Below are 12,242 nucleotides of genomic sequence, written 5' to 3'. Positions count from 1 at the left end.
GAACGGAATGATGAAACGCACTTCCTAGGAGCCTGCCTGAACTTGGATAGTAGGGCATGCCGGTCGGCTGGCCGTTAAAACGCTTCGAGTGGTTCAGAAATGAACAATCAGAGTGGTACCGCGGGAAAATGCCCGTCTCTTTTATAGAAAAGAGACGGGCATTTTTATTTTATTTATAGGAGGACGAATTATGAAAAAGAGACTTGGGGCGATTATTTATAGAACTTTAAAAAACGATCTTACCTTTGATGAGATAATGGATGTCATTGAGATTCCAAAAGCAAAACAATTTGGAGATTACAGCTTTCCTTGTTTCGTTCTTGCTGCCGTCTATAAAAAAAATCCTCATCAAATTGCATTGGAGCTTGAAGGGAAGTTTCATGATGAGTTTATTACACAGGCAGCTGCTGCTGGACCCTACATTAACTTCCGCCTTAACCGGGAGATTGTAAGCAGGGAATGTCTGCAGACAATAGGACCATTTCAGAGCGCAGAAAAAACAAAAGTAATGACCATTGACTTTTCATCTCCTAATATTGCGAAGCCTTTCTCGATGGGACACCTTCGCTCAACGGTCATCGGCCAGGCAATTGCCAATCTTGGAGAGAGATGCGGCTATAACGTAATCAGAATCAATCATATTGGAGACTGGGGCACACAATTCGGCAAGCTGATTGCAGCTTATAAAAGATGGGGAAATGAAGAATCCGTCAAAGAGAATCCGATACAGGAGCTTTTTAGACTTTATGTAAAGTTTCATGAAGAAGCTGCCGTTTTTTCTGACTTAATTGAAGAGGGAAGAAGCTGGTTTAAACGTCTGGAGGATGGAGACACAGACGCATTAAAACTGTGGAAATGGTTCAGAGAAGTATCACTGGAGGACTTTCAGAGGGTTTATAAACTATTGGGCGTTCAATTTGATGCGTATAATGGCGAAGCATTCTACAATGATCAGTTATCGCATATCTCTGATTTGCTTGAGGAAAGAGGGCTGCTTAAACATTCTGAAGGTGCAATGGTAGTTCCTTTGGATAATGTGAATCTGCCGCCATGCCTGATCCGAAAAAGTGATGGAGCGACCCTTTATGCAACAAGAGATTTGGCTGCCGCCTTCTACAGAAAGGAAACATACAAGTTTAATAAGTCACTATATGTAGTGGGGATGGAACAATCGATGCATTTTAAACAGGTTTTTGCTGTTGTAGAGAAAATGGGCTTCAGCTGGCATAAAGATATTCATCATATTCCATTTGGATTCATTTTGAAGGATGGAAAGAAAATGTCTACAAGGAAAGGCAAAATCGTTCTTTTAGAAAAAGTAATAAAAGAAACGATATCTGCTGCAAAAGCAAATATTGAAATGAAAAATCCTGAGCTTGAAAACAAAGATGAAGTTGCAAGTGCGGTAGGAGTTGGAGCGATTATTTTTCATGATCTCAAAAATGACCGTACGACTAATATTGAATTTTCATTGGATGAAATGCTTAAGTTTGAAGGGGAGACAGGTCCATATGTGCAGTATACACATGCAAGAGCCTGCTCTTTATTAAGAAAAGGCAGCGGGATCAAGTCAGAGAAAACAAGAGCATTAACAGATGAGCATAGCTGGGAAGTGCAAAAATTGCTTGTTCAGTACGGGCAAGTCATTCAATCTTCATTTGAGAAGTATGACCCATCCATTCTTGCAAAATATTTACTGCATGTATCCAGGGTGTTTAATTCTTATTATGCTAAAGTGAAAATCCTGGAAGGAAATCAATCCCTCACGTCCAGACTTCTGCTTGTTCAATCAGTAAGAGATGTTCTGAAAGACGGGCTGAGCATCCTTGGAATCAAGGCTCCTGAAAAAATGTAGCGTTTGTATCCTCCGTTTTAAAATTCTCCTATTATGGCTATCATGCTAAAGAATTTTAAGATGGAGGGATTGGTAATGATCAGAAAAATGATTTTCACAGCATTAATCGCAGCTTCTTTAGGCATGAGCGCCTGTCAGGCTTCAACAGAATTTGAGACGAAAGAAGAATCACTGCCGGTCAGTGAAAAAGCAGTTGCGCCGGTAAACGTCGATATAATCAACAGCGAGGGTGTTGAAATTGGAACAGCAACTCTGACTGAAGCGCCTAAAGGAGTGACTATCCGCTTAAAAGCGGAGGGTTTAGAGTCTGGAAAGAAAGCCATTCATCTTCATGAGACAGGGAAATGTGAAAAGCCTGATTTCACATCTGCCGGAGCGCATGTTAATCCTGCCACAAAGCAGCATGGATTTGATAATCCTAAAGGCTTTCATGCCGGAGACCTGCCAAACATAGAAATTGACGAAAATGGAACTGTGGATGTCGAGCTTCATGCACCTGATGTGACATTGAAGCATGGTAAGAAAAATTCGCTGCTTGATGAAGACGGCAGTGCGATTATTATCCATGAAAGAGAAGATGACTACTTGACTGATCCTGCAGGAAATTCAGGAAACCGGATAGTTTGCGGGGCACTTGTGAACTAGATAAACAAAGACGTTTTGACAAATTGGATCTGAAATAAAAAAGCTGATGAGACTTGTTGTCTCATCAGCTTTTTGCATTATTATTCTTCTGTTTCTTCAGGACCCATATAACGGTATTTAGTTGGATCTACAGGTTCAAATCCCTTAGGCGTATAGAAACGCAATAGATCTCCGTATACAATCTGGTCTGAAATGGTCAATTTTTTATCGACCATTTCTTCTGTTTGTGTAATTTCTTCGTTTTCCTCCACTGTTTCTCCAGTAGCAGTATCATAGAACTTTCCGTCAACTGAAGTAAACTTAGGCGTTACAAAGTCGCCGTTTCTGAAAGGAACCACTTGCTGATGGTCTTTTGATAATAAATCCGTACCCATTTGAACGTAATCTTTTGTATCTATGCCAAGCAGGTGAAGGAGAGTAGGGCGAATATCAACTTGTCCGCCGAACTGGTGCTGTTTTCCGCCTTCAAGGCCTGGAGCGTGAATGAAAAGAGGAACCCGCTGCAGCTGAGCATGTTCAAACCCATTTATCTCTTTGCCCATTACCTGAGACATAGCTTTGTTGTGATTTTCAGAGATTCCATAGTGATCACCATACATCACGATCATTGTGTTGTCATATAACCCTGACTTTTTCAGGTCTTCAAAAAACTGTTTTAAGGATTCATCCATGTAACGTGCAGTCTGGAAATAACGGTCTACAGATCCATCACCTGTTGTATGAGGATCGATAGTAGCTTCGTCCTCATCAATTGGGTAAGGGAAATGATTTGTTAATGAGATGAATTTTGAATAAAATGGCTGCTCCATTGATTTAAGCAGCGGAATGGATTCGGTAAAGAACGGTTTATCCTTTAATCCATAATTCACAACATCTTCATCTTTCATTGAATAATATGCTGCATCAAAGAATTGCTCGTAGCCAAGTGATTTGTACATCACATCGCGGTTCCAGAATGATTTATAGTTGCCGTGGAAAACCGCTGTTGAGTACCCTTTTTGATCAAGGATAGCTGGTGCTGCCTGATATGTGTTCTCTGCTTTTGTTGTAAAAACCGCTCCCTGCGGAAGAGGGAATAGTGAGTTTTCAGCCATGAACTCAGCATCAGACGTTTTTCCCTGGCCTGTCTGATGGAAGAGATTATCAAAATACAGTGTATTTTTGTTTTTTGTTAAAGAATTTAAGAACGGTGTTACTTCTTCACCGTTAATTTTGTAATCAATGGCGAATGTCTGCAATGATTCAAGTGAAATATAAATAACGTTCATGCCTTTTGCTTTTCCAAAGTATTCAGGATTAGGTTCAGCATGTGTTGCTTTTGTGTAGTTTACAACTTCCGTTACATCATTGCTGTCAGCCAGTGCACGCTGGGCAGATGATTTAGAGCTTTGAATAGCGTCATAAATTGTGTAATTATACATGCCTAAATATTTAACAAGATAGTTGCGGTCAAACGTGCGCGTTAATAATTGCGGACGGTCCATTTCAGCTAAAGCAAGGTTTGTTCCGAACAGAATCACAGCTGAAATCAGGACTGCAGAAACTCTTTTGCTTTTCATTTTTACATTTTCAGGCTTAACGAACTTGCCAAATACAAGAACCATTAAAATAATGACATCCAGGAAGTAAAGGACATCGTAAGGTTTAACCAAAGCACCAAGACTTTGTCCCAGGTCTCCGGCATTCTTAGTCTGTGTCAATGTTGGCACTGTAATAAAATCGTTGAAGAATCGGTAGTACACAAGGTTGGCATATAATAGGAAAGAAAGCAGGAAATCGATGACGATCATCCAAATAAATGCCTTTTTTCCTTTAGCGAATAAAGCTAAACCTAAAAACAGCACAGCAGAGCTGATCGGGTTGATGAACAGCAGGAACTGCTGAATGGTATTATCAATTCCTAAATTAAGTTCTACGCGATAAGCAGTATAGGTTTTTATCCACAGCATTACGACTGCTAACAGAAAAAAGCCAAGATGCTTATTCAAAAAACCCTTAGCAAATACATTTTTCATTTTTTAACACCTCTAGTAATCAATTAATTTCGTATTTTAGCGGTTATGTTCAGTAACTTGCTCATAGATTATTTGTTCAGCAAAAGATAAGAAAAATCATAACGCAAAGAGGGACTAAAAGTCAACTTTTTAACTATTCAATTAATCTTGCATCTATTAAATTATCATTAAAAGATTAGACTTATTTTCCACAACAATTCATCAGACGGGTTACATAAAAAGTCTCTTCCTTATACATAGTAATATTGGGGGTGATTATGAATGAAATTCTTTTTAATTGGAGCAATTCTCCTGCTTGCTCAGCAAATACAAACAGATGACAGCTTAACGATTACCCATAATAATCATGTTATAGAAAAAATGGACCGGAATAATGCGGCAATGCTGATGCCAGAGACATTACTAATTGACCAGACAAAATTGGATAATCTCATGAATCATTTGGATCATCAAATGTATAAGGCTCCAGTAAATGCTGAAATCGACAAGAGCGGAAAAATAGTGCCGGAAAAAACCGGCTACAGATTGAATCGTGAAATATTCAGCGAAAAATTCCACGGTTACTTTTTTGGGAGCGGTGCAGCAAGGATGGAAGCACCCAGAATAAAATTGTATCCCAGAGTAGATAAAGAACTGCTTGCCAATATTCGCTCTGCTAGGATTGGAACCTATGTAACTTTTTTTAACAAGAATAATAAAGAGCGTACAAAGAACATATATCTTTCTGCAGAAGCGATCAATAACACAGTTATTTTTCCTGGCGAGACTTTTTCTTTCAACGGGGTGGTAGGCAACCGTACAGCAGCAAAGGGCTATTTACGGGCTCCGATCATTATTAGAGGAGAACTGTCTGAAGGAATTGGAGGAGGCATTTGTCAAGTTTCCTCAACCTTATTTAATGCCATCGACAATGCCGGATTAAAAGTGATCGAAAGGTATTCCCACAGCAGACGGGTCCCTTATGTTCCAGCAGGAAGAGATGCTACCGTCAGCTGGTATGGACCTGACTTTCGGTTCACGAACAAATACAGCGAGCCAGTATTGATCAGGGCGGCTGTTTATGGGGCAAGTGTGATGGTCACCATTTATTCAACGAATGAAGTTGCTTATGAAAAGAGGACAGAGCTTCGAAAATAAGCCTTTGAATATTGTGAAAGAGTCTTTGTTTTGATTCTCTTGATACATAAAAAAAGTGTTTTGGCTGAATCGCCTGAGGAAAAAGATACTTCTGAATCTTCATGCTTGGACATATATTTAGAAGTATCTTTACTTAGGCAAGGTGATCATTATCACTCAAAAATTAGCAGCAATTTTAATAGGAAGCTTATTGATCAGTATTGGCATCAATGGCTTTTTAGTTCCGCATCATTTGATTGATGGCGGAGTCGACGGAATAGCCTTGATATTACATTACTATTTTGACTATAAAACGGGTTTATGCATTCTATTTTTAAGCTTGCCCCTTTGTTTTTTTTCGTGGTTTTTCAAGCCGGTCTATTTTTACAGCAGTATCCACGGTTTATTGATATCTGCATTTTTTATTGATTTGCTGGATCCATTGAGAACTCAATTTTCTTTGCCGATTTTTTTAAGTTCCCTGATAGGAGGAAGCTTAATAGGAATTGGCATCGGAGTCATGCTCCGAAATGATACAAGCACAGGGGGAACGGATTTATTGGCACGGCTTATTTCCGACAGCACAAAATTAAATATAGGAATTTCGATTTTAATTATTGACGGTCTTGTAGCAGCCGCAGGGTATAAAACCCTGGGACCCAGAAGCTTTTTCTTTTCATGTGTCACAATTGGTATCATTGGATTGATCACACACATAATTATGAAACCTTCAGATCATTGAAAAAGCAGACCCCAAAAAAGGATCTGCTTGTCTGTTTTTATGGATTTGTTGACCATAATCCTGCTGTCTTCACAAATACGCGTGAATTAAGTTTTAGCTGAGCAACCATGAATTCGGCTAAATCTTCAGGCTGCATGACTGATTCAGGATTTCCATCAGTCAGATTCGTCTCAATCGCTAAATCAGTTGCAACTGTGCTAGGTGTTAAGGCACTGACACGAATATTATGCTTCCTTACTTCAAGCATAAGGGATTCTGTTAATCCCAGCACTGCAAATTTAGAAGCGCTGTAGGCACTTGTAACTGGAGCACCCTTTTGGCCGGCAGATGATGAGATGTTAATAATATCGCCAGCTTTTCCTTCAATCATGTCAGGAAGCACGGCTCTTGTAGCATTGTAAACTCCCATTAAGTTTACGCGGATAATGCTTTCCCATTCTTCAGGAGTCAGCTCTAAAAAGCCTCCGAATTTAGCAATTCCAGCATTATTAATAAGGATATCAACGTTTCCTAATGCTGATTTAATGTCATTTACCGCAAGCTCAACAGAATTAAGATGTGTAACATCAGCTGCAGCAACAGCTGTTTTTACACCAAATTCCTTTAATTCCTCAGCAGTTTTTTCGAGATTGGACAAAGTCAAGCCAATAAGCCCAAGATTGACACCTTCCTTGGCAAGAGCAATGGCAGCTGCCCGTCCAATGCCTCTTCCAGCACCTGTAATAATGGCTGTTTTTCCATATAATGAACCCAAACATATCACTCCTATTAGAAAGTGAAGACAGAAAGACCGCAAGCGAACCGCAGTCTTTCGTCTTCTCATTTATTCTAGATTGGCATGCTTGCCGTACATCGTTTCGGAATCTAATCCCTTTTTCTCCATAAACCTTAAGATAATCGCATCATAAAACAGCAGAAGAGTTTGCTCGAACAAGGAACCCATCGGCTGGATGGTTTTCTTTTCACTGTTTGATTGATCTTTAGGAGATCCAGGCAATTGAATGGTGATGTCTGCGAGTTTTCCCAAAGTCGACTCTGGTTTAATCGTGACTGTCACAATCGTTCCGCCGATGCTTTTGGCTTTTTCTGCAAGCTGGATCAAGCTTTTTGTTTCGCCTGAACCTGAACCGATAATTAAGATATCATCTTTTTCAAAGTTTCCAGTAACGGTTTCTCCGATGACATATGCATCAATCCCCATATGCATCATTCTCATTGCAAAGGATTTTCCCATAAATCCAGATCTTCCGGCCCCAGCCGTAAAGACTTTTTCAGATTTAAGAATGGCATCGACTAACTTCTCTGAATCACTGTCAGAGATTAAATCAGCGGCAGGTCCAAGCTCATTTAAAATTTTTGCAAAATAGTGAGTTGTCTGCGTCATGGATTTATCCTTGTTTGATTAATTTTTGCATTTGGGATGCAGCCGCTTTGATATCAGCTTGGCCAGTAATGCCGCCGCCGACGATTACCAGGTCAGGCTGTGCTTTAATCACTTCAGGCAATGTTTCTAATTTGATGCCGCCTGCTACAGCTGTTTTTGCATTTTTAACAACGCTTTTAATTGCTTTTAGATCTTCAAAAGAGTTTTGTCCTACTGCCTGAAGGTCGTAGCCTGTGTGAACACAGATATAATCAACGCCAAACTCATCAAGCTCTTTCGCACGGGCAGCGATGTCTTTTACAGCGATCATATCAACAAGAATTTTCTTGCCTTGTTTTTTAGCCTCTTCGACAGCCCCTTTAATGGACATATCTTCTGCTGCTCCAAGGATTGTCACGATATCAGCACCAGCTTCAGAAGCTTTCATGACTTCATAGCCTGCTGCATCCATGATTTTAAGATCAGCTAATACCTTTAAGTTAGGAAATGCTTCTTTCATTTCCTTTACAGCGCGAAGGCCTTCGTTAATAACGACAGGTGTTCCGATCTCAACGACATCTATAAATGATTCAACTTCTTTAACCAGTTTAATTCCTTCTGGTATATCGACTAAATCTAAAGCTAATTGTAATTCCATGAATAAGTTCCTCCTATAAAAATCTAGTTTTTGCTGCACTCTAATACTATCTTCCTGCAGCATGGAAAGTTGTTCGGTAAATTACTAAATGCTGTTGCTCACCAGCACAATTGCAAGTGTAATACGTATATCATTAAAATAAAAGTACGCACTTTTAATTTACATAGTGATAAAAAGTATACTATGGGTTATACTAAGGGCGGAGGTGATTGATATGTCTCGGATGGATGGAAAACTATTTAATTGCGAAAAAGAATTGACTCTTTCTGTCATTGGCGGTAAATGGAAAATGCTGATTTTATGGCACCTAGGTAAAGAAGGAACAAAGCGCTTTGGCGAATTAAAGTCTCTTATGCCTGGAATTACCCAGCGTATGCTTGTTAATCAGCTGCGCGAGCTTGAAGAAGACTTAATCGTTGAACGCAAAGTATATCCTGTCGTTCCTCCCAAAGTGGAATACTCTTTAACTGACCAGGGCAGAACTCTGATGCCGATTCTTGACGCCATGTACGAATGGGGCAAGAATTATATGGAGAATGTTGCTGAAGAAAAACCGGAGATAAGTGAGTCGATTAAGTAATTGAACATTTATATATGAAGGCTCATTATGTAAAGTTGCTTTTAGAAAAAACGTTGTAAACCCTAGTGGATTGCAGCGGAAGGAACTTGACTGCTGCGGGAAATGGTAATGAGAGACTCGGCAGGCTTAGCCGAAGAGGCTCCCGTCCTCCCCGCGGAAAGGAACGGTAACATTGATACCAAATAACAACAAGCAATGGGAACACAGCCTATATGAAAGAGCAAGATTCCGAATGGCGGAGATCTTGCTCTTTTTTTACGGCGGAAAGATAGAAGTTAGTGAATGATGGAACGTCTCTTTATGATGATGTTTTAATAGGTTTAGTCATTTTGAAGTAAGATCAGGATTCATTTCTTCTCCCTATATTATATATTCACGAAAAATACAACGAGTAAAATCAAAGCGAGAGCAATGCTGACAATATAAATAGCGGATAAATTCTTCATTCTGGCCTTCGTTGATTCACGGTAAGTCTCAACTGCTTGATTCTGTCCGATTAATATGGTTACTATTAACCCGACTAAACTAATAATAGAGATAATAATGACACTGATCCAAATAGACAATTTATTGACTCCTTTTGTATAATATCCCCGCTCTTAACAATCATTTTACATGTGTTCCAGGAGATGGGGCCATCCAATTTTCATATTTTGATGCCATCCACTTTTATAATTGCACTATTATGTATATAAGGAGCTGATTATTATGACGATAGAATGGAAGCCCGACCGTTTAAGTGAGCAGCCAATTTATAAACAGATCGTTCAGTATTTTGAAGAGCAGATTCGCAACGGGGAACTGCCTCCATTAAGCAAACTGCCTTCTGAACGAATGTTAGCAGAGGACTTAGGGGTAAACCGAAGCACAGTTGCAACTGCTTATGCTGAACTCAGTGCATCAGGTTTAATTATCAGCAAAAGGGGAAGCGGTACCTTGGTCGGTGAGGTAAATCAAGACTATTCTAGCGGACGTTTGCCGAACTGGAACAGCATGCTCATAGCCGGTACACTTTTGCAAAATGTGCCGATCATTCAGCGAATTGCTGAAGAAACCCATCATAAAAATCTGATTGATTTGGCTACCGGGCAGTTATCACCGGAATTGTTCCCAAACGAACAATTTCAGCACTTATTAAAGAATCAGCATTTCGATCATCCCTTAAGCTATGATCATCCGCATGGGAATATGAAATTGCGGGAAACAATAGCCGGTCATCTGAAAACCTATAAAAAAATAGATTGCACGCCATCATCCATCCTTATTACTTCAGGAGCTCAGCAGGCTCTGCACCTTATAATTCAATGTTTATTGAAACCTGGCGATGCAATTGCAATAGAAAATCCTTCATATACATATTCTTTGCCTATTTTCAAATCTCTTGGCATTAAGACAATATTGCTTTATGCGGATGAAAATGGCGTCAATCCTCAAGCTATTCATGATGCCTATATGAAGCACCGGATTCGGATGATTTTTCTAGGTTCCGCATATCAAAATCCAACTGGTGCCGTTCTTCATTCTGAACGAAGAAAAAAAATCCTCAGTACTGCATATGAGTTTGGAATTCCAATCGTTGAAGATGATCCTTACTCTTTATTGTCTTATGAGAATGAAAGCGGAGCAACCTTAAAATCGGAAGATTCACATGGCATTGTGATCTATATCAGCTCACTGTCAAAAATGGTATCCTCAGGCATGAGAATCGGCTGGATTTTGGCTCCAAAACAAATTATTGAACGATTAGCAGATGCCAGACAGCAAATCGATTTTGGATCAAGCATTTTTTCGGATTGGCTGGCAAGAGAGTTTTTAAAATCAGATTTTTTTGATCCGCATCTTCATCAGTTGAAAATTGAATTAAAAGAAAGGAGAGATATACTGGTTTCAGCTATTGAAAAGCATCTCCCCGGACTGGTGGATTATACAGTGCCAAAAGGCGGTATTCACTTATGGTGCCGAATTATTCCTGCACATCATGATGAAAAACTTTTTAATCAATCATTAGATAAAGGGATGATATATACCCCGGGAAGTGCTCTTGGTTCGAATAAGGGCTTTGTCAGATTCACATTTGGACGAGCGGCCAAACAATCAATTGACACAGCCATTGCTGCATTTTCAGAGGCTCTGTTTCATCAAAAATAAGAATTCAGCTTAAGAGGAGAAAAAGCAATGAAGCTAAGTATTCTAGATCAGTCACCTATTTCAGAAGGTTCCAGTGCAAGAAATGCCCTGAAGCAGACCCTGCAATTAGCAAAAGCAGCCGAGGAGCTGGGCTACACTCGTTTTTGGGTTGCAGAGCATCATAACACAAATGGATTAGCAAGTACGGCTCCAGAAATATTAATATCTCACATTGCCTCAAATACAAGCCGGATCAAAGTCGGATCTGGCGGCGTGCTGCTTCCGCAATACAGTCCTTTTAAAGTTGCTGAAACGTTCAATACGCTTGAAGTTCTATTTCCAAACCGAATTGACTTAGGCATTGGACGTTCACCCGGTGGTGGTGCTGAAACCCGTCTTGCACTGACTGATGGAATACGAAAGAGCTTAAATGAATTTCCAAGGCAGCTCCAGGATCTGCAAGGGTTTTTAAGCCAGTCGCTGCCAGTGGATCATGCATATTCAAAAGTACTAGCAATGCCTGATTCGGAAACATCTCCAGAAATGTGGCTGTTAGGTGTTTCACATCGGGGAGCAAGGACTGCAGCGGAACATGGTTTGGCATTTACTTATGGACATTTTATCAATCCTGCAAGCGGGAGAAAAGCTATGAAAGATTACTTGGAACAATTTCAGCCCACACAACAATTAACATCTCCTAAATCCAATTTTTGTATTTTTGTTGTATGTGCAGAAACAGAAGAAAAGGCTGAATATCTGGCATTAAGCCAGGATGCATGGCTTTTAAATGTGGAAAAGGGAGGAAATACAAAAATCCCCTCACCTGAAGAAGTGAAAAAGATTGATTTTTCTCCTGATGAACAAGAGAAAATAAACAGAAACCGAGATCGCATGATTATTGGCACACCTCAAAAAGTAAAAGATGAATTGCTTCGTATCGGAGCAGATTATAAAACAGATGAATGCATGGTGATCTCCAATCTTTTCAGATTTGAAGACAAACTTAAATCTTATGAGCTTCTTGCAGAATCCTTTGAGCTTAAGCAAAGATAATCCATTTTTCATTCAAGTCGTTTTGTTTTCATTCATCAATAATACTTGATACAATGTCGTTGATTATAGATAAGGTAATTGTTGAAGG

General features: G+C 39.6%; 12 protein-coding genes and 1 other annotated feature (1 of these 13 cut by a window edge). Of the genes, 7 read left to right on the top strand and 5 right to left on the bottom strand.

The features are described 5' to 3' along the window. Nucleotides 1–143 (top strand) — a binding site (T-box leader) (it extends 75 nt beyond the left edge of the window). Between the two features lie 47 nt (nt 144–190). Further along, nucleotides 191–1,855 (top strand): arginine--tRNA ligase, encoded by a 1,665-nt coding sequence (gene argS / locus K8L98_RS13995; RefSeq protein WP_223435550.1) that lies wholly within the window; start codon nt 191–193, stop codon nt 1,853–1,855. A 75-nt stretch (nt 1,856–1,930) separates the two neighbouring features. Then, nucleotides 1,931–2,500: a superoxide dismutase family protein gene (locus K8L98_RS13990; RefSeq protein ID WP_223435549.1), complete on the top strand. Its 570-nt coding sequence runs from the start codon at nt 1,931–1,933 to the stop codon at nt 2,498–2,500. A gap of 80 nt (nt 2,501–2,580) precedes the next feature. Here the strand turns inward: K8L98_RS13990 and ltaS are convergent, their stop codons facing one another. Beyond that, on the bottom strand, nt 2,581–4,515 hold the full coding sequence (gene ltaS / locus K8L98_RS13985) for a lipoteichoic acid synthase (RefSeq protein ID WP_223435546.1): 1,935 nt from the start codon (nt 4,513–4,515) through the stop codon (nt 2,581–2,583). Between the two features lie 261 nt (nt 4,516–4,776). Between ltaS and K8L98_RS13980 the strand changes: the two genes are divergently transcribed. Then, nucleotides 4,777–5,652, top strand: coding sequence for a VanW family protein (locus tag K8L98_RS13980; protein WP_223435545.1), 876 nt, complete (start codon nt 4,777–4,779; stop codon nt 5,650–5,652). Between the two features lie 151 nt (nt 5,653–5,803). Continuing rightward, a complete protein-coding gene (locus tag K8L98_RS13975) occupies nt 5,804–6,373 on the top strand; it encodes a YitT family protein (RefSeq protein ID WP_223443437.1) in 570 nt (189 codons plus the stop codon). 37 nt (nt 6,374–6,410) lie between these two features. On the opposite strand, the gene K8L98_RS13970 is transcribed toward K8L98_RS13975, so the two are convergent. The 3 genes from K8L98_RS13970 to hxlA all read right to left on the bottom strand — a co-directional run bounded on the left by K8L98_RS13970 (nt 6,411) and on the right by hxlA (nt 8,394). Beyond that, the gene (locus K8L98_RS13970) at nt 6,411–7,127 is read right to left on the bottom strand and encodes a 3-ketoacyl-ACP reductase (RefSeq protein WP_223435543.1); all 717 of its coding nucleotides are present in this window, start codon (nt 7,125–7,127) and stop codon (nt 6,411–6,413) included. Between the two features lie 69 nt (nt 7,128–7,196). Then, on the bottom strand, nt 7,197–7,757 hold the full coding sequence (hxlB, locus tag K8L98_RS13965; protein ID WP_133310749.1) for a 6-phospho-3-hexuloisomerase: 561 nt from the start codon (nt 7,755–7,757) through the stop codon (nt 7,197–7,199). Between the two features lie 4 nt (nt 7,758–7,761). Next, nucleotides 7,762–8,394 carry a 3-hexulose-6-phosphate synthase gene (gene hxlA, locus K8L98_RS13960; protein WP_133310750.1) on the bottom strand — a complete coding sequence of 211 codons (633 nt, stop codon included), beginning with the start codon at nt 8,392–8,394 and terminating at the stop codon, nt 7,762–7,764. Nucleotides 8,395–8,608: 214 nt separating this feature from the next. Between hxlA and hxlR the strand changes: the two genes are divergently transcribed. After that, entirely contained in the window at nt 8,609–8,974 is a 366-nt protein-coding gene (gene hxlR, locus K8L98_RS13955) for a transcriptional activator HxlR (protein ID WP_070875923.1), read from the top strand. Nucleotides 8,975–9,339: 365 nt separating this feature from the next. Here hxlR and K8L98_RS13950 read toward each other — a convergent pair whose 3' ends face one another. Continuing rightward, a complete protein-coding gene (locus K8L98_RS13950) occupies nt 9,340–9,540 on the bottom strand; it encodes a hypothetical protein (RefSeq protein WP_070875922.1) in 201 nt (66 codons plus the stop codon). A 148-nt stretch (nt 9,541–9,688) separates the two neighbouring features. Here K8L98_RS13950 and pdxR point away from each other — a divergent pair, with 148 nt between their 5' ends. Together pdxR and K8L98_RS13940 are read left to right on the top strand one after the other, a co-directional pair. Further along, on the top strand, nt 9,689–11,122 hold the full coding sequence (gene pdxR / locus K8L98_RS13945) for a MocR-like pyridoxine biosynthesis transcription factor PdxR (RefSeq protein ID WP_420828867.1): 1,434 nt from the start codon (nt 9,689–9,691) through the stop codon (nt 11,120–11,122). Between the two features lie 27 nt (nt 11,123–11,149). Beyond that, a complete protein-coding gene (locus tag K8L98_RS13940) occupies nt 11,150–12,154 on the top strand; it encodes an LLM class flavin-dependent oxidoreductase (RefSeq protein WP_223435541.1) in 1,005 nt (334 codons plus the stop codon). The last annotated feature ends 88 nt before the right edge of the window (nt 12,155–12,242 follow it).

It is taken from the genome of Metabacillus dongyingensis, from assembly GCF_019933155.2.
GTDB classification, from domain to species: Bacteria; Bacillota; Bacilli; order Bacillales; family Bacillaceae; genus Bacillus_P; species Bacillus_P dongyingensis.
The sequence above is the reverse complement of the archived record's forward strand: the minus strand, read 5'-3'. Positions and strand labels throughout refer to the sequence as shown.